Here is a 16,286-nt window from a genome sequence, read left to right as displayed (position 1 = left end):
GGGGTACAGGACCATCCGCGACATCAGCTTCGCGGAGGCGCCCCTCACCCCACCCTCTCCCCGCAAGAGCGGGGCGAGGGAGCCGACGGCCGCGACGCGTTGCCTACGCCAGCACCGTCTTGCCGCTCTTGATCACGGTGACGCCTCGCGACTTCACCTTGGCTTCGAACGACACCACGTTGCCGTCCTTCCACAGTTCCATGGTCACGGTCTCGCCGGGAAACACCGGCGAGGAGAACCGCGCCGCGTGCTGCCTGAAGGCGGACGGATCGTAGTCGGCATAGGTCTGCAGCACGCCACGGCAGGTGATGCCGTAGGTGCACATGCCGTGCAGGATCGGCCGCGGGAAGCCCGCCTTCTTGGCGAATTCCGGATCGGAGTGCAGCGGATTGCGGTCGCCGCACAGACGATAGATCAGCGCCTGGTCGGGCCGCGTCGTGATGTCGACGACCTTGTCCGGCGCGCGCTCCGGCACCTTATGCGGCTCGGGCTGGCCGTCTGACGGCCCGCCAAACCCGCCATCGCCGCGGGCGAAGCGCGAGGCGACCAGCGTGGCCAGCTTCTCGCCCTTCTCGTCCTTCAGCACGGTCTGGTGGCGAATGACAGCGCCCTTATCCTTGCCCTTGTCAAAGACGTCGAGCACCGTTGAATCGGCGGTGATGTGGGCCGCGGTCGCGAACGGCTTGTGGAAGGTGATGTCGCGCTCGCCGTCGACCACCATCACGCGGTTGAGATTCATGTCGCCGGGACCGGCGCCCCACGCCGCGACCGACGCGAAGGTCGGCACCACCTTGAGCGGACGCGGAGTCAGCGTGCCCTCGTTGACGAAGGCGAGCTCCTTCTCGTCCATCGGATCGGCACCCAGTCCGATGCCATAGGCGTAGAGCATCACGTCGCGGTCAGTGTAGCTGTATTTCTGGCCGAGATTTTTCAGGGCCATTAGCTGTTCATACACGATCGGCATTGTTGTTTTCTCCCCGAACTTCTTTCCGACGGTGCTCGTTGAAGCGCCCTCTCCCCTTGCGGGAGAGGGCTACACCGACGCTCATCACAAACTCGCTTCGGTGAGGGGTTCGCGCCGCAGAGAGATTCTATTCGCGGAAAGAGACTCCTCATCCGCCTTCGCTTGCAGCGAAGGCACCCTCTCCCACAAGGGGAGAGGGTAACATCAGGCCGGCGTGAAGAACGGTAGCGGTGCGCCATCGGTCGGCTTCCACACCACCTTCACCTTCTGGCCGATCTTCACCTTCTCAAGATCGCAATCGACGATGTTGGTCTGCAACGACGGACCTTCCTTCAGCGTCACATAGGCGATCGCGTAGGGCCCGGTCGGCGACTTCCGCATCAGGCTGTAGGTGTAGACTGTCGCCTCGCCGCTCGACTCCTCCCACACCGTCTTGTCGGAGAAGCAGAACGGGCAGATCGCGCGCGGGAAATAATGGGCTTCACCGCAAGTGTTGCAGCGCTTGATCATGAACTTGCCCGCCTTGGCTGCTTCCCAGAACGGCGCAGTTTCCGGGTTGGTCACCGGGGCATTGTACTTCTTGGCTTCAGACATCACGCACGCTCCAGAATGCAGGTTGAGGCGGCGTGGCGAACGCCGAGCAGACCGCCGGTGCCGTGGGCGATCGCGAGGTCGCAGTTCTTCACCTGCACCTTCGGATGCGCCTCGCCGCGTAGCTGACGGACAGCCTCGAGGATCTTGGTCATGCCGCCGCGGTTGACGGGATGGTTGCTGCACAGACCGCCACCATCGGTGTTGAACGGCAGCTTGCCGACGCCCGAGATCAGGTTGCCGTCGGCGACGAACTTGCCGCCCTCCCCCTTCTTGCAGAAGCCGAGGTCTTCGAGCTGCATCAGCACGGTGATGGTGAAGCTGTCATAGATCGAGGCGTATTTGATGTCCTTCGGCGTCACGCCGGCCTCTTCAAAGGCGCGCGGACCGGACCACACGCCGGCGGAGTACGTCAGGTCGAGATCCTTGCCGCCGCGCGGCCCCTTCATCGCCTCGCCATGGCCGATCAGCCGCACCAACGGTTTCTTCAGGCTCTTTGCGATCTCGGGCGTGGTGACGATCATCGCGCCGCCGCCGTCGGTGACGACGCAGCAATCCATCCGGTGCAGCGGGTCGGAGATCATCGGCGAGTTCAAGACGTCCTCGACCGTCACGACCTCCTTCAACATCGCATGCGGGTTGTATTGCGCGTGATGCGAGGCCGCGACCTTGATCCAGGCGAGCTGCTCGGAGGTGGTGCCGTAGTCGTGCATGTGGCGCATGGCACACATGCCGTAGGCATTATGCGTGGTAGCCCCGTAGGCGGATTCGAAATCGACCTCGGCGCCGGCGGCGCGCGGCGGCATCGGGCCGGTGCGCGGCTTGCCCGCCAGCGTGACCAAGGCGACCGAGCACTTGCCGGCGGCGATCGCTTCAGCGGCGTGGCCGAGATGGATCAGATAGGAACAGCCGCCGGTCTCGGTGGAATCGACGTGGCGCAACTTCTTGGTGTTGAGGCCGAGATAATCGACCATCGGCCACAGCCCGCCCGGTGCGTCGCCGGCGCAGAAATAGCCGTCGATATCGTCCTTGGTGAGCCCGGCGTCCTCGAGCGCACCCTTGGCGACCTCGGCGTGAAGCTGTGCAGTTGATTTGTCGGGTGCGTGCCGGGTGGGATGTTCATAGATCCCGGCAATGTAGGCTTTGCCCTTGATGGTCAAATCGTTCTCCGCTGGCGTCTCTTAATCGTCCAGCGTTTTTCTGAACTGCTCGCGCGACCTTGGCAAGCGCGGAAATATTCCGTCAGGCGAGACTACGATGAGCGCACAATATGCGCGCCTCAAAACAGGTGTCGTCCCGGCGAAAGCCGGGACCCATAACCACCGCTGTTCATTGTTGCGCGACACTGGAGCCGCGGCTCGCTCCAACAACGCAACCCTGTGGTTATGGGTCCCGGGTCGCGCTTCGCTTGCCCGGGACGACGCTGAAGATGCGGCGAGCCTACTCCGCCGCCATCTGTCGCGGTGCCGGCGGTGGGTTGGCGAGGTCGGCTGCGAGTTGCGCGTAGCGAACCTTTGCCTCCTTGATCGCCTCCTCCTTCACCGGGCCGTAGCCCCTGATACGATCGGGCAGCGACAGCAATTCGACAGCGATGTCGTGATTGAGCGGCGATAGCAAACCAAGCACGGTCGCAACGTCCTTCTCGTAGCCTACAATCAAATCGCGTTCGAGCTTGCGATCGGCGTTGTAGCCGAAGATGTCGAGCGGCGTGCCGCGCAGGAAGCGGAATTTCGCCAGCACCTTGAAGACGGACATCATCCAGGCGCCGAACGTGCGCTTCTTCGGCCGGCCCTTCGCATAGAGACCGCCGCCGAGGATCGGCGGCGCGAGATTGAAGCTGAACTTGAACTCGCCCTCGAACTGGTCGCGCAACTGCTTCTCGAAATGGCCGTCAGTGAACAGGCGCGCCACCTCGTACTCGTCCTTGTAGGCAAGCAGCTTGGCGTAGTTGATTGCGACGGCGCGCGGCAGCGCCTCGCCATAACCGCCCTTGGTCGCGGCCTCGCGGACCTGGTCGACCAGCCTCCGATAGCGTTTCGCCAGGCGCGAGCTCTGGTAGCCGGTCAACAGCGCCATCCGATGGGTGACGATTTCGTCGAGCGACATCGCCTCCAGTGTCTTCGGCGGCACGACATCGTCCTGGTCTTTCAGCATCGCGGCGAGGCGCGCCGGATCGGCGGCGGCGAGCCGCCCGAGTTCGAACGCCTGCGTGTTCATCTTGATCGAGACGCCATTGACCTCGATCGCCTTCTCGATCGCCTCCGCCGACAGCGGTAGCAAGCCGCGTTGATAGGCGAAGCCCAGCATCATGATGTTGGTGGCGATGCTGTCGCCGAGCAGTGCCTCGGCCGGCTTGGTGAAGTCGAAGAAGGTGGAGTCCTTGCGCAGCTCGGTCTCCAGCACGCTGTTGACCTTGCGGGTCTGGAAGTTGAAATCGCGGTTCAGGATGAAATCCGCGGTCGGGATCACGTGGCTGTTGATGATGCCGACGGTGCGGCTCGCATCGCACAGCGTGATGGTGTCCTTCGAAGCCGCCACCACTTCGTCGGCGGCGAGCACGAGATCGGCCGTGCCGGTCACGATCCGGGAGCAGGTCACGTCTGCGGTGTGCTCGGAGAGCCGGACGTGGCTGAGCACCGCTCCGCCCTTCTGCGCAAGGCCGGACATGTCGAGGATCATGCTGGCCTTGCCCTCGATGTGAGCGGCCATGCCGAGCAACGCGCCGATCGTCAACACGCCGGTGCCGCCGACGCCGCCGACCGCGATGTTGTAGGGCCGGTCGAGCGCAGGCTTCGACGCCGGCTCCGGCAGGCCGCCGATCGTGCCGAGATCGGGCGGCGCGCGGCGCCTCAGCTTGCCGCCGTCGACCGTGACGAAGGACGGGCAAAAACCCTTCACGCAGGAATAATCCTTGTTGCAGGTCGACTGATTGATGGTTCGCTTGCGCCCGAGCTCCGTCTCCAGCGGCTCGACCGAGATGCAGTTCGACTGCACCGAGCAATCGCCGCAGCCTTCGCAGACCGCCGGATTGATCAGCACGCGGCGCTGCGGATCCTCCATCAGGCCGCGCTTGCGGCGACGGCGCTTCTCGGCCGCGCAGGTCTGCACGAACACGATCGCCGACGTGCCCTTGTACTCGCGGCACATCTTCATGACGTTTTCGAGCTCGTCGCGATGATAGAGCTTGACGCCGGGCGCGATCGTATCGGCCGGATAGGCATCGGGATTTTCCGAGACCAGATAGATCTCGCGGATGCCTTCGGCGTGGAGCTGGAAGGTGATCTGCTGCGGCGAGAGGTCGCCGTCGTGGCGCTGGCCACCGGTCATCGCCACCGCGTCGTTGTAGAGGATCTTGTAGGTGATGTTGGCCTTGGAGGCTATCGCCTGGCGGATCGCGAGAATGCCGGAATGGAAATAGGTGCCGTCGCCGAGATTGGCGAAGATATGGTTCTCGTTGGTGAACGGCGCGATGCCGACCCACGGCACGCCCTCGCCGCCCATATGGGTGAAGGTCTCGGTGGAGCGGTTCATCCACAGCGCCATGAAGTGACAGCCGATGCCGGCGAGCGCGCGGCTGCCCTCGGGCACCTTGGTCGAGGTGTTGTGCGGGCAGCCCGAGCAGAAGTACGGCACGCGGGTGACCGGCGCTGTCGCCTGCATCTGCGTCGACTGGCGGCCGTTGAACCAGTCGGCTTTGGCGCGCAGCATCTCGGCGATTTCAGGATTGAGATTAAGTCGAAGCAGTCGCTCGGTGAGTGAGCTCGCCAATGAGGCGACGCTGAGCTCGGCAGCGAAGGTCAGGAAGCGCTTGTCGTGCTCGTCCATCTTGCCGACGATACGCGGGCGGACGTCGTCGCGCCAGTTGAACAGCTCCTGCTTGACCTGGTTCTCGACGATCTCGCGGCGTTCCTCGACGATGAAGATCTCCTCGAGGCCGATCGCGAAGTTGCGCACGCCTTCCGGCTCCAGCGGCCACGGCATGCCGATCTTGTAGAGGCGGATGCCGATCTTGGCAGCGATCTCGGGCGTGATGCCGAGCTCGCGCAGCGCTTGGCGGATGTCCTCGTAACTCTTGCCCGAGGCCATGATGCCGTAGCGCGCATTCGGCGAATCCATGGTGACGCGGTTGACCCTGTTGGCGCGGGCAAAGGCGATCGCGGCAAAGCCCTTGTAGTCCTGCAGCCGGCGGTCCTGCTCGAAGCGGTCATCGGGCCATCGGATGTTGAGCCCGCCCGGCGGCAGTTCGAAATCGGTCGGGATCACGAACGGCGTCATCTCATCGGTGAGGTCGATCTCGGCCGTGGTCTCGACCGTCTCGGTGATCACCTTCATGCCGACCCAGCAGCCGGAGTAACGCGACATCGCGATACCCAACAGGCCCATCTCGATCATTTCGTGGATGCTCGAGGGATAGAGGTAGGGCATCAGCGCGGAGATGAAGGCGTGGTCGGACTGATGCGGGACGGTGGAGGATTTTGCGCCATGGTCGTCGCCGGCAAGGCAGAGCACCCCGCCATGCTTGGCCGAGCCCGCGGCATTGCCGTGCCGGAATACGTCGCCACAGCGATCGACGCCAGGACCCTTGCCGTACCAGATGCCGACGGCGCCATCATACTTGGCGCCGGGCGACAGCCCGAGCTGCTGCGAACCCCAGATCGCGGTGGCCGCCAGGTCCTCGTTCACGCCGGGCTGGAACTTGATGTTGTACTGCTCGAGATGCTTGCGGGCGGCGAATAGCTGTTGGTCGTAGCCGCCGAGAGGAGATCCGCGATAGCCGGAGATGAACCCTGCGGTGTTGAGGCCGGCAGCGCGATCGCGCCTGATCTGCGCCATCGGCAGGCGGACCAACGCCTGGATGCCGGTCAGGAAGACGTGGCCGGTGTCCTGGGTGTATTTCTGGTCGAGGCTGATAGGCCCTTGGTTGATTCCCATTTAGCCCTCTTTTCGCTGGTCGCGACGACCGGTTTTTAGCTAGTCATCCGAGCTGGTTAGAACCAGTCTATGTCGGATTTTTCGCGGCGCGCAGCACAATTCTGAGCAAGGAGGCCCGGCACTCAAAAATCGCAATTTCATGCCGGGAATATTGGAACGCCGTTTCGGTTTCTGTCGCAAGGCGGGCCTGCGGCGAAATGGCGTAACGCGGCTTGCGGAGCGGACGGTGCAAGGATGGGGCAGCGACGTCGAAAGACGGCAGTGATTCTGGCGACCCTGCTGTTGTGTGGCGCGTTCGCGGCGCGCGAATGTCGAGCCGAGCCGTCCAACGACATGGTGGCCCGCGGCAAGGCCCTGGTGATCGCCGGCGATTGTGCGAGCTGCCATACTGCCGATCCCGCCAAGCCCTTTGCCGGCGGCAAGCGGATCGACACGCCGTTCGGCGCGGTTTTCTCTCCGAATTTGACGCCCGATCGCGATACCGGCATCGGCGGCTGGAGCGACGACGACTTCCTGCGCGCGCTGCGCACTGGTGTCTCGCCGGACGGTGCGCATTATTACCCGGCGTTTCCCTACCCTTATTTCACCAAGCTGATCCGCGACGACATGCTGGCGATCCGCGCTTATCTCGCGACGCTTGCCCCCGTCGCCAACAGGGCGCCGCCGCCGGAATTGCGCTGGCCGTTGAACTACCGCGTGCTGATGCGCGCCTGGGATTACCTGTTCTTCACGCGCGGCATCATCCAGCCGGACCAGGCCAAGAGCCCGGAATGGAATCGCGGGCGCTATCTCGTCGAGGGTCTCGCTCATTGCGGCGCCTGCCACACGCCGAAGAACGTCTTCGGCGCTGACCGGCCCGACCAGGCGTTCGGCGGCAACATGGTCCAGGGCATGTTCGCGCCGAGGCTCGACGGGGCTGCCCGCAGCGGGCTGAAGTCCTGGAGCGTCGACGATATCGTCGAATATCTGCAGAGCGGCCGCAACGGGCGCAGCCATGCCGGTCCCCTGATGTCGGAGGTGGTCGTCAATTCCACTTCGAAGATGAGCGACGCCGACGTGCGCGCGATCGCGATCTATCTCAAGAGCCTGCCGGCCGGCGCGCTGGAGCCTGAAGTCAGCCCGCCTTCGACCGCGCAGATGAGCGACGGCGAGCAGATCTACCGCGGTGCCTGCGTCTCCTGCCATGAACTCGATGGTTCGGGTTCACCGCGAGTCTATCCGCCGCTGCCCGGCAACGCCAATCTGCAATCGGCCAATCCTGCGAGCACGCTGCGCATCATCCTCGACGGCGCGCAGACCGTGACCACGCCGCGGGCACCGAACGCCGGCTCGATGCCGTCCTATCCGAAGCTGACCGACCAGCAGATCGCCGATGTCGCGACCTATATCCGCAATTCCTGGGGCAATGCCGCGCCGGCGGTGACGGCGGACGAGGTCGTGAAAGCGCGGCAGGCGAAATAGGTCCTCACCGCTCCTCGTGATCGAACACGAATTTCGGCATCTCCCATTTGAAGCGGATCGCGAGCAGGCGCAGCGTCAAGCCCAGCGCGAATGTCAGCAGGGTCCAGAGCTGGTCGTTCAGCTCCAGGCCGAACGCAGTCGCATAGAACAAGCCGGTGACGACGGAGACGCTGGCGTAGAGCTCGCTGCGAAACAACAGCGGCACCTCGTTGCAGAGAATGTCGCGCAACACGCCGCCGGCGCAGCCTGTGATCATACCCGCGACGATCACGATCGGCAGCGAGGCGTCGACCTGCCACGCCACATCGCAGCCAGCCATCGTGAACACCACGAGCCCTATCGCATCGAGCACGAGAAATGCGAGGTTGAGCCGGTGCACCAAGCGCGCTAGCAAGATGGTGACGAGCGCCGCAGCCACTGCGATCGCAAGGTAGATCGGGTGCGCAACCCAAAGCAGCGGATAGTGGCCGAGCAGCACGTCGCGGATTGTGCCGCCGCCAAGCGCCGTGACGGCTCCGAGCATGCAAACGCCGGCCCAGTCCATGCTGCGCTTGCCCGCAGCCAGCGCCGCCGTCATCGATTGCGCCGCAACTGCAATGAACGAGAGCAAGTGCAGCACCGAATCGGTGGGCGGCAAGGTCCACATCGGGAAACACCCCATGAAACAAGCGTCAGGAACCGGGAATCGGCGGTTCCAACATGAACTGGTTGCAACATTGACGCGGAACATCCTGGGGCGCCAGTCATTGTCCCCCGCGTTTAGTTTTGGGGTGCTAACGGAGGAACAATTAATGACCTACGATCCCAACGATCCGCGGCGCGCCGACCCGACCGATGAGGAACTCCGTCGCCAGGCGCGCTTCAACAGTCTGGACAACGAGGTGCAGCCAGATCCGGAACTCGGAGAGGGTCCGGTCAGCGGCACCAAAGTCGCCATGTTCGCCGTCGCGGTCGCCGTAGTGCTGGGCGCGCTGTTCTATGGACTGAACAACACATCGGTGAACCAGGCAGGCACGACGCCGCCCACACAGACCGCACAACAGAACTCGGGCAATCCGGCCACGGCGCCTCCGGGCATGCGTGACGTGACGCCGAAGCCGAACAGCCAGCCCGGCATGACCACAGGAGCGGCGCCGGCGCAGCCTACAAACCCCTCTGCCAAGCAGCCGACCGGCCAGCAGAACGACGGCTCGGAGGGCAACAAGAACAGCTATTGAGCGCATTGAGAATGACGAAGCAGCGGACCCGATCGGCCCGCTGCTTTTTTGTTTGGGCCTGATTACTTGAACATCTTGTTCAGCTCGCCGCCGGGATAGCCGTTGGCGAACTCGGTGAAGGTGCCCTTCTCGGCCATCTCCTTGGCGGCCTTCATCACGCCGGCCCAGGCCATCCGTGCCAGCGAGCCGCCGACGCTGATCCGGCGTACGCCGAGGTCGCCGGCCTCCTGCAACGACAGACCCGGTGCGCCAATCAGAAGATTGACCGGCTTCGGCGCCACCGCCTTCACGACCGCCGCGATGTCATCCTTGGTCTTGATGCCCGGCGCATAGAGAACATCGGCCCCAGCGTTCGAGTAGGCCTGCAGCCGCTCGATCACCAGCTTGATGTCCTGTTGACCCCACAGGAACGCCTCGCAGCGCCCGGTGAGCAGGACGCCGCTGTTGTCGGCGTCGATCGCCTTGCGCGCCGCTTTGATGCGCTCCACGGCGAGCGCGAAGTCGAACAGGGGCTTGGCTGCGTCTCCCGTGGAGTCCTCGATCGATAACCCGGCGACGCCGGTCTTCACACCGCGCGCGACATTGACCGCGACCTTGTCGGGCTCGACCGCGAAGCCACCCTCATAATCCGCGTTGACGGGAATATCGACGGCCGCACACAGCGCCGTCAGATGGGTGCAGACGTCGTCGACCGTGACGCGGTTGTCGGCCCGACCGATCGTCCAGGCAAAGCCTGCGCTGGTCGATGCCAGCGCCTTGAAGCCGAGATGTTGTAACGCGCGGCCGCTGCCGACATCGAACGGGTTCGGAATCATGAAGCAGCCGCTTTCGTGCAACTTCTTGAAGGCGGCGCGCTTGTCAGCAGTTGTCAGCAGCATTGTCTTCTCCCTAAACTGGTTGGCCGCGCAGAGATAGGCACACGCGCTTGTGCGCGCCAGAGCTGCACGGTCCTCGCGCGAACGAAAGGTGCCTTGGCCGATGGCGCATCAGCTAACGCGCCTCGTGAATCGCGCGGCTATCCTTCGGTGCCTGATCGCGGTCATTCATGCCGTAGTCCCTGATCACACTGGCGACGCGCAGGCGGTAATTCTCGAAGATCTGCGCGCGGCCCTTGGCCTGGGTGCGGCGATGCTCGACCGTGTTGCGCCAGGCTTCGACCGCCGCCTCGTCGCGGAAGAACGACAGCGACACGAACTTGCCCTTCTCGGTGATGCTCTCGAACCGTTCCACCGAGATGAAGCCGTCGATCTCTTGCAGGACCGGCTTCAATTCAGCCGCCAGATCGAAATATTGCTGCCGGTGCTCCGGCTTCGGCCAGACTTCGAAGATCACGGCGATCATGGATGGCTCCGCACTTATTGTGATGGACGCACTATAGCGCGACCTTGCGCAGAAAGGTCCGCTCCTCCGCCAGGATGAACCTGTTTTCTTCCGCAAAATTGAAGTTCGCCACGCCCTCCTTGTCGGTGCGCAGCCGCGCCCGGTAGGCCTCATAGGCGGCGAGGTTTTCGAAAGAGATCAGCGCGAATGCGACGTTGTTGGTCCCCTCGTGCGGCATCCAGTAGCCGATCAGGTCGCCGCCGCAGCGCGGGATGATGGAGAGCCAGTTCCGCGAATACTCCTCGAACATTGCCCGCTTGAACGGATCGAGCTGGTAGCGGATGAAGACGGTGATGGTCATAGGGGAACCTCCAATGGTTTCCGTCATTGCTGAGCCAACGGGTCGCGCTCCGGATGGGTCCTCGCAACGGCGACATTGCAAAACACTAGCGGCTTGCTCGACGTCGATGCTTCGGCTAACATCGAACTATGAAAGCAGGACCCGACATCTCCAGGATCGCTGCCCTCGTCGGCGATCCCGCGCGCTGCAACATGCTCACCGCGCTGATGACCGGCCGCGCGCTGACCGCCAGTGAGCTGGCGCAGGAGGCCGGCATCACGCCGCAGACGGCGAGCTCGCATCTGGCGAAGCTCGAGGCCGGCGGGCTGGTCGAGCCGGAGAAGCAGGGCCGCCACCGCTATTACCGCCTCACCGATCCCGATGTCGCTGACGTGCTCGAAGGCCTGCAAGGGATCGCAGCCCGTGCCGGCCACATGCGCGTGCGCACCGGGCCGAAAGATCCGGCGCTGCGCCGCGCGCGGGTCTGCTACGACCATCTCGCAGGCGACCTCGGCGTGCAGATGCTCGACAGCATGAAGCGGCAGAAGCTGATCCGCCAGACCAAGCAGGCGATCGAGCTCACCGGCGACGGCAAGCGCTTCATGGCCGAGGAGTTGCAGATCGACGCCGACGCGCTGACGCATCCGCGCCGTCCGGTGTGCAAGGCCTGCCTCGACTGGAGCGAGCGACGGCACCATCTCGCGGGCACATTGGGCGCCGCCATCATGGACCGTTTCACGGAACTGAAGTGGGCTGCGCGCGACGCGACGCCGGGCAGCCGCGTGGTCAACTTTTCGCGAAACGGCGAAAAGCGATTTGCAGCGCTGTTCGGGGCGGGCGAATAACGGCGCGCGTTCGCTCGCGTGCCAGGCTGGCCCGCACGAACGCGTGACATCGCTTCCGGAGCCTTCCATGAATCATCGTCCCTTTGCCGCGGCGCTGTTCGCCGCCCTGCTCGCCTTGCCTTTCGCGCCCGCCTCCGCTGCCGGGCGCGAACCCTATGGCATCGGGCTCGAAGGCTTCCCCTATCCATATCCCGTTCACATGCTGCCGCTGGTCAACGACGGTGAGCAACTGCGGATGGCCTTTATGGACGTCGCGCCCGCGCAGCCGAACGGACGTACCGTGGTGCTGCTGCACGGCCGCAACTTTCCCTCCAGCTACTGGGCACCCGTCATCAAGACGCTGACGGATGCCGGCTATCGCGTCGTGGTGCCGGACCAGGTCGGCTTCGGCAAATCCTCGAGGCCGAGGGGCGACCTGCATTTCGACAATCTCGCGCGCAACACGATGACGCTGCTCGATCATCTGCAGATCCCCAAGGCCGACGTCGTCGCGCATTCGATGGGTGGCATGGTCGCGGTACGCATCGCCCGCGCCTATCCCGATCGCGTCGATCATCTGGTGTTGACCGCGCCGATCGGGCTTGAGGACTACCGCCTCTACGTGCCGCCGACGCCGACCGAGAAGATCCTCGAGCACGAAGACAAGCTGACCGCGGAGGGCTATCGCAAGCAACTCGAGACCAATTATGCGCTGAAGCTGCCGCCGGACCAGGTGACGCCGTTCATCGATGCGCGCTTCAACATCAAGGGCAGCGCCGAATATCCGCGCTGGCTGCACGCGTTCGTCGCCTCCGCCCAGATGATCTATCGCGAGCCCGTCGTGCACGAGATACCGCTGCTCACGCAGCCGACGCTGTTCATCATGGGCGCCGACGACCACAACGCGCCGGGCCGGCCGAACGCGCCGGAAGCGCTGCGTCCGAAGATGGGACAGAACGCCGATCTCGCCAAGGCGCTGGCGGCGAAGATGCAGAACGCACGCGCCGAGGTGATTCCGAATACCGGGCACCTGGTCTTCCTCGAAGCGCCCGCGAAGTATGACGAATTGTTGCTGAGCTTCCTTGCGGCGCACTGACGCAGCAGGCGAGCTGCAATGTTCATGTCGCATTCAGCCCCGCGCGTTACGGTTGGCGACAGAGGGCACGGGTTCTGCAATGATCCGACCCGGCGAATCGGGACTGAATGTTTGTTGCGGGCCGCTGGCTCCGGCCCATATCGAAGGAGACGACATGAAATATCTTTTTGCAGCAGCAATTTTGGTCACGACCGCGTTCGCCGGAATGAGCGCGGCTGAGGCCGCTGGCGGTTGCGGCCCCGGCTGGCATCGCGGTCCTTACGGCGGTTGCATCAGGAATCGCGGCCCCGTCGTGGTCGCTCCGGGCCCCGTCGTCGTAAGGCCGCCGGTTGTGGTGGCGCCGCGTCCGCGCGTTTGCCCCTACGGCTTCGTCTGGCGTTACGGCCGCTGCCGCCCGATCTGATCGCGGCACGATACGATCAACCAGACCCCGCCTCGCGCGGGGTTTTTCTTTTGCGACGTCTGTGATGCAAGGGCAGCGGCATCACGTCACACAAAACATTATGTCGGCATCGCCTCTTCCGCGAGCAGCAATAGATCGCGCGTGCGCGTCACCTCCGGCCAGTCGCGGTTGAAATCGGCGACCAGCCGCTTCATGTGATCGCTGCTTACCGCGCGCTCCAGCGCCGCCTGGTCGGCGAACTGATACGTCGCCTGGTGCAGCGACGGATCGCTCAGGCTCCAGCATCGCCACGCGCGCTGCGCCCCGAAGGACTTCATCGCGTCAGGCAGATGCTCGCGCGAATACCACGCGTCGAAGGCAGGCCGCTTGGCGGGGTCAGTGACGGTGGCGCGGACGACGAAATAGGCAGCAGGCATTGGGCTCCTCCACAGTTTGTTTCGTTGCGCACGCGTGGCGACGCTTATGGCGCTGGTTCATGCAGCCGCCGCATGCTCCATGATATATCCGCGTCCTGACAACGCCCGTTCGCGGAGACCACCCATGCCTGCCCGCCATCGCGCCGCCCTGTTCGCCATGTTGCTGGCGATCGGCCCCGCCCTGCCCGCCGCGGCCGATGGGATCGTGCTGCCGCGCGAGGCGCAGATCGGGCCGCGGCCGTTCTATCTGGTCGACAAGATGAAGGATGGGCCGCTGAAGCGCGCGCTGAGCCAATGCACCGGCCCGTTCCACAAGACCGACTTCTCGATCGGCCACCGCGGCGCGGCGCTCCAGTTTCCCGAGCACAGCCGGGAATCCTATCTTGCCGCGGCGCGCATGGGCGCCGGCGTGATCGAGTGCGACGTCACCTTCACGAAGGATCGCCAACTGGTCTGCCGCCATTCGCAGTGCGACCTGCAGAGCACGACCAACATCCTGACCGTACCGGACCTTGCCGCGAAGTGCTCGCAGCCGTTCAGCCCGGCCGATCCCGCAACCGGCAAGAAGGCCTCCGCGAAGTGCTGCACGTCGGACATCACGCTCGCCGAATTCAAGCGGCTGACCGCGAAGATGGACGGCTTCAATCCGAATGCGACGACGGCGGAAGACTATCAGAACGGCACGCCGCGCTGGCGCACCGACCTCTATGCCGCCACCGGCACCGTGATGACGCACGACGAGAGCATCGCACTGATCAAAAGCCTGGGCGCGAAGTTCGTCCCCGAATTGAAGGCGCCGGAAGTGCCGATGCCGTTCGACGGCGACTACACCCAGGAAAAATACGCGACGCAGATGCTCGCCGCCTACAAGGCCGCTGGCATCCCCGCGAGCGACGTGTTTCCGCAGAGCTTCAATCTCAGGGATATCATATACTGGGTGAAGACCGAGCCGGGTTTTGCGAAGCAGGCGATCTATCTCGACGAACGCACCGGTCTCGACCCCAACAAGCCCGAGACCTGGAAGCCCTCGATGGCGGAACTGAAGGCCTCGGGCGTCGCAATCCTGGGGCCGCCGATCCACGCGATGCTGACCCTGAACGACAAGCGCGAGATCGTCCCCTCCGCCTACGCCAGGGCCGCGAAGGCCGCGGGCCTCGATCTGATCGGCTGGTCGCTGGAGCGTGACGGGCCGCTGAACAAGGGCGGCGGCTTCTACCACAAGTCCGTGAAGGCAGCGATCGACCGCGATGGCGACACCCTGACCGTGCTCGATGTTTTGACGAAACAGGTCGGCGTCCGCGCGATGTTCTCAGACTGGCCGGCGACGACGACGTTCTACGCGAACTGCATGGGGATGAAGTGAGGATTGGGCGCGTCGACAAGGCGTTGGCGAATACGGCTACGTGCCACTGGCGCCGAGCTAGGGCCGCGCGGCTGCTGTCGATACCGTCATCCTGAGGAGCGCGCTCTTGCGCGCGTCTCGAAGGATGCACGGCCACCAGCCGAGACGCGCGGAGTCGTAATGCTGAGTTGCCAGACGACGGAAGCTAAATCTTGCCCGTCGGGTTGATTTGTCGCAGGCCACCACGCGCCTCCCCCATCGACCGTCCCTGGTCAATCCGTCCAGCGCGGCACAATCGCGGTCATACTTTGTTCAAAGAACGGATAGACAATCCAACCAAAACAAGGCGGGCTGGGTCGACTTGCGTGGATCAAGCAACCAGAGGAGACAACCATGGCAACACAGGTTAAGCCGGTTCCAGAGGGTTTCCATACCGTCACGCCCTACCTCGTCGTCGATGGCGCGGAGAAAATCATCAGCTTCATGAAAGAGGCGTTCGGAGCCCAACCGGTATTCGAGCCGATGATGCGCCCCGATGGCAAGATCATGCATGCGGAGTTCAAAATAGGAAACTCCATCGTGATGATCGCCGACTCCTCGGAGCGTGCACAAGCTACGTCAACCATGCTGTATCTCTACGTACCCAACGTCGATGCGGTCTATCAGATGGCGCTTAAGGCCGGCGCCACATCGTTGATGGAGCCCGCGGACCAATTCTATGGGGACCGCAGCGGCGGCGTGAAGGACCCGGCCGGCAACCACTGGCACATCGGCACGCATATCGAGGACGTGCCTCCGGCCGAACTCAAGAAGCGAGCGGCGAACTTCATGAAGCAACAGCACAAGGCAGCCTAGGCGAAGGCGCGGCCGTCGCAGGGGGAATCAGCCGCACAACCCGCATCAGCGGAGCGCTATGCGGATGAGCCATGCTGCGCTGATGGAGCGTCCCGGATATCGCTGCGCTCCACGCCTCCGCGTAAGTCGGCGCATCACATCAGCTTCAGCGGCGCATCGTGGACCACGCGCAGGTCGATGCTGCCGATCAGGCGCGCACGGCGTGCTTCGGCGACACTGATCGCGGCCTCGGTCTGCCGCAATGTGCTGACGTTCGATCCAAGCGACACGATGCCGCCGAGCACCAGCGCAATCGCTCCGAGTGCGGCTGCCGGGCTGTCACCGAGCAGGCCGAGTATCGCGACAATCAACAGCACGAACCCGGCCGCGATCGCCACCTTGGAGCCCAGAATGATCCGCCGGCATCGCTCGGCGATCTCGGCAAGGTCCTCGATCCGCTCTTCGAGCTCTGAAATCTCGTCGGTGGGATCGTCTTCGGTCATCAGAACCAAGTCCGGTGCCGTAGGGTCGCGCCCGGAATAGCCC

General features: G+C 64.0%; 17 protein-coding genes. 7 read left to right on the top strand and 10 right to left on the bottom strand.

What is annotated here, in order from left to right; all coding sequences use genetic code 11:
- Positions 1-103: 103 nt before the first annotated feature.
- From P6U25_RS15420 to P6U25_RS15405, 4 genes are all read right to left on the bottom strand, one after another.
- Complete coding sequence (locus tag P6U25_RS15420; RefSeq protein WP_407151990.1) at positions 104-964, bottom strand: MaoC/PaaZ C-terminal domain-containing protein; 861 nt, start codon at positions 962-964, stop codon at positions 104-106.
- A gap of 204 nt (positions 965-1,168) precedes the next feature.
- Positions 1,169-1,558: a Zn-ribbon domain-containing OB-fold protein gene (locus P6U25_RS15415; RefSeq protein ID WP_076831312.1), complete on the bottom strand. Its 390-nt coding sequence runs from the start codon at positions 1,556-1,558 to the stop codon at positions 1,169-1,171.
- Complete coding sequence (locus tag P6U25_RS15410; RefSeq protein ID WP_407151989.1) at positions 1,558-2,715, bottom strand: thiolase domain-containing protein; 1,158 nt, start codon at positions 2,713-2,715, stop codon at positions 1,558-1,560. Before P6U25_RS15410 ends, P6U25_RS15415 begins: the two co-directional genes overlap by 1 nt.
- A gap of 280 nt (positions 2,716-2,995) precedes the next feature.
- Entirely contained in the window at positions 2,996-6,487 is a 3,492-nt protein-coding gene (locus tag P6U25_RS15405; protein ID WP_407151988.1) for an indolepyruvate ferredoxin oxidoreductase family protein, read from the bottom strand.
- Positions 6,488-6,721: 234 nt separating this feature from the next.
- Between P6U25_RS15405 and P6U25_RS15400 the strand changes: the two genes are divergently transcribed.
- The gene (locus P6U25_RS15400; protein WP_407151987.1) at positions 6,722-7,948 is read left to right on the top strand and encodes a c-type cytochrome; all 1,227 of its coding nucleotides are present in this window, start codon (positions 6,722-6,724) and stop codon (positions 7,946-7,948) included.
- 4 nt (positions 7,949-7,952) lie between these two features.
- Here P6U25_RS15400 and P6U25_RS15395 read toward each other — a convergent pair whose 3' ends face one another.
- Positions 7,953-8,594, bottom strand: a complete 642-nt coding sequence (locus tag P6U25_RS15395) for a trimeric intracellular cation channel family protein (RefSeq protein ID WP_407151986.1) — start codon at positions 8,592-8,594, stop codon at positions 7,953-7,955.
- Between the two features lie 145 nt (positions 8,595-8,739).
- Here P6U25_RS15395 and P6U25_RS15390 point away from each other — a divergent pair, with 145 nt between their 5' ends.
- Entirely contained in the window at positions 8,740-9,165 is a 426-nt protein-coding gene (locus P6U25_RS15390; protein ID WP_407151985.1) for a hypothetical protein, read from the top strand.
- Positions 9,166-9,227: 62 nt separating this feature from the next.
- Here P6U25_RS15390 and P6U25_RS15385 read toward each other — a convergent pair whose 3' ends face one another.
- The 3 genes from P6U25_RS15385 to P6U25_RS15375 all read right to left on the bottom strand — a co-directional run bounded on the left by P6U25_RS15385 (position 9,228) and on the right by P6U25_RS15375 (position 10,846).
- Complete coding sequence (locus tag P6U25_RS15385; protein WP_407151984.1) at positions 9,228-10,043, bottom strand: oxaloacetate decarboxylase; 816 nt, start codon at positions 10,041-10,043, stop codon at positions 9,228-9,230.
- Between the two features lie 112 nt (positions 10,044-10,155).
- Positions 10,156-10,506, bottom strand: coding sequence for an antibiotic biosynthesis monooxygenase family protein (locus P6U25_RS15380; RefSeq protein ID WP_407151983.1), 351 nt, complete (start codon positions 10,504-10,506; stop codon positions 10,156-10,158).
- Positions 10,507-10,537: 31 nt separating this feature from the next.
- Positions 10,538-10,846 (bottom strand): NIPSNAP family protein, encoded by a 309-nt coding sequence (locus P6U25_RS15375; RefSeq protein WP_407151982.1) that lies wholly within the window; start codon positions 10,844-10,846, stop codon positions 10,538-10,540.
- A gap of 128 nt (positions 10,847-10,974) precedes the next feature.
- On the opposite strand from P6U25_RS15375, the gene P6U25_RS15370 reads away from it, so the two are divergent.
- The 3 genes from P6U25_RS15370 to P6U25_RS15360 all read left to right on the top strand — a co-directional run bounded on the left by P6U25_RS15370 (position 10,975) and on the right by P6U25_RS15360 (position 13,148).
- Positions 10,975-11,670 (top strand): ArsR/SmtB family transcription factor, encoded by a 696-nt coding sequence (locus tag P6U25_RS15370; RefSeq protein WP_407151981.1) that lies wholly within the window; start codon positions 10,975-10,977, stop codon positions 11,668-11,670.
- A 67-nt stretch (positions 11,671-11,737) separates the two neighbouring features.
- On the top strand, positions 11,738-12,745 hold the full coding sequence (locus tag P6U25_RS15365) for an alpha/beta fold hydrolase (protein WP_407151980.1): 1,008 nt from the start codon (positions 11,738-11,740) through the stop codon (positions 12,743-12,745).
- A 154-nt stretch (positions 12,746-12,899) separates the two neighbouring features.
- Positions 12,900-13,148 (top strand): GCG_CRPN prefix-to-repeats domain-containing protein, encoded by a 249-nt coding sequence (locus P6U25_RS15360; protein WP_407151979.1) that lies wholly within the window; start codon positions 12,900-12,902, stop codon positions 13,146-13,148.
- Positions 13,149-13,246: 98 nt separating this feature from the next.
- Here the strand turns inward: P6U25_RS15360 and P6U25_RS15355 are convergent, their stop codons facing one another.
- Entirely contained in the window at positions 13,247-13,564 is a 318-nt protein-coding gene (locus P6U25_RS15355; RefSeq protein ID WP_407151978.1) for a hypothetical protein, read from the bottom strand.
- A 124-nt stretch (positions 13,565-13,688) separates the two neighbouring features.
- Here P6U25_RS15355 and P6U25_RS15350 point away from each other — a divergent pair, with 124 nt between their 5' ends.
- A complete protein-coding gene (locus P6U25_RS15350; RefSeq protein WP_407151977.1) occupies positions 13,689-14,927 on the top strand; it encodes a glycerophosphodiester phosphodiesterase family protein in 1,239 nt (412 codons plus the stop codon).
- Between the two features lie 372 nt (positions 14,928-15,299).
- Positions 15,300-15,761 (top strand): VOC family protein, encoded by a 462-nt coding sequence (locus tag P6U25_RS15345; RefSeq protein WP_407151976.1) that lies wholly within the window; start codon positions 15,300-15,302, stop codon positions 15,759-15,761.
- A 134-nt stretch (positions 15,762-15,895) separates the two neighbouring features.
- Here P6U25_RS15345 and P6U25_RS15340 read toward each other — a convergent pair whose 3' ends face one another.
- Positions 15,896-16,243 carry a hypothetical protein gene (locus tag P6U25_RS15340; protein ID WP_407151975.1) on the bottom strand — a complete coding sequence of 116 codons (348 nt, stop codon included), beginning with the start codon at positions 16,241-16,243 and terminating at the stop codon, positions 15,896-15,898.
- Between the last annotated feature and the right edge of the window lie 43 nt (positions 16,244-16,286).

Source organism: Bradyrhizobium sp. ORS 86, from assembly GCF_045571475.1.
Lineage (GTDB): Bacteria > Pseudomonadota > Alphaproteobacteria > Rhizobiales > Xanthobacteraceae > Bradyrhizobium.
This window is presented reverse-complemented; position numbering and strand designations above follow the sequence as displayed.

What these genes read in the sequence shown, in the direction of transcription:
- P6U25_RS15365 (WP_407151980.1), top strand. Translation starts at nt 11,738, where the DNA reads ATGAATCATCGTCCCTTTGCCGCGGCGCTGTTCGCCGCCCTGCTCGCC.
- P6U25_RS15350 (WP_407151977.1), top strand. Translation starts at nt 13,689, where the DNA reads ATGCCTGCCCGCCATCGCGCCGCCCTGTTCGCCATGTTGCTGGCGATC.
- P6U25_RS15395 (WP_407151986.1), bottom strand. Translation starts at nt 8,594, where the DNA reads ATGTGGACCTTGCCGCCCACCGATTCGGTGCTGCACTTGCTCTCGTTC.
- P6U25_RS15420 (WP_407151990.1), bottom strand. Translation starts at nt 964, where the DNA reads ATGCCGATCGTGTATGAACAGCTAATGGCCCTGAAAAATCTCGGCCAG.
- P6U25_RS15385 (WP_407151984.1), bottom strand. Translation starts at nt 10,043, where the DNA reads ATGCTGCTGACAACTGCTGACAAGCGCGCCGCCTTCAAGAAGTTGCAC.
- P6U25_RS15360 (WP_407151979.1), top strand. Translation starts at nt 12,900, where the DNA reads ATGAAATATCTTTTTGCAGCAGCAATTTTGGTCACGACCGCGTTCGCC.
- P6U25_RS15340 (WP_407151975.1), bottom strand. Translation starts at nt 16,243, where the DNA reads ATGACCGAAGACGATCCCACCGACGAGATTTCAGAGCTCGAAGAGCGG.
- P6U25_RS15390 (WP_407151985.1), top strand. Translation starts at nt 8,740, where the DNA reads ATGACCTACGATCCCAACGATCCGCGGCGCGCCGACCCGACCGATGAG.
- P6U25_RS15370 (WP_407151981.1), top strand. Translation starts at nt 10,975, where the DNA reads ATGAAAGCAGGACCCGACATCTCCAGGATCGCTGCCCTCGTCGGCGAT.
- P6U25_RS15375 (WP_407151982.1), bottom strand. Translation starts at nt 10,846, where the DNA reads ATGACCATCACCGTCTTCATCCGCTACCAGCTCGATCCGTTCAAGCGG.
- P6U25_RS15355 (WP_407151978.1), bottom strand. Translation starts at nt 13,564, where the DNA reads ATGCCTGCTGCCTATTTCGTCGTCCGCGCCACCGTCACTGACCCCGCC.
- P6U25_RS15415 (WP_076831312.1), bottom strand. Translation starts at nt 1,558, where the DNA reads ATGTCTGAAGCCAAGAAGTACAATGCCCCGGTGACCAACCCGGAAACT.
- P6U25_RS15405 (WP_407151988.1), bottom strand. Translation starts at nt 6,487, where the DNA reads ATGGGAATCAACCAAGGGCCTATCAGCCTCGACCAGAAATACACCCAG.
- P6U25_RS15400 (WP_407151987.1), top strand. Translation starts at nt 6,722, where the DNA reads ATGGGGCAGCGACGTCGAAAGACGGCAGTGATTCTGGCGACCCTGCTG.
- P6U25_RS15345 (WP_407151976.1), top strand. Translation starts at nt 15,300, where the DNA reads ATGGCAACACAGGTTAAGCCGGTTCCAGAGGGTTTCCATACCGTCACG.
- P6U25_RS15380 (WP_407151983.1), bottom strand. Translation starts at nt 10,506, where the DNA reads ATGATCGCCGTGATCTTCGAAGTCTGGCCGAAGCCGGAGCACCGGCAG.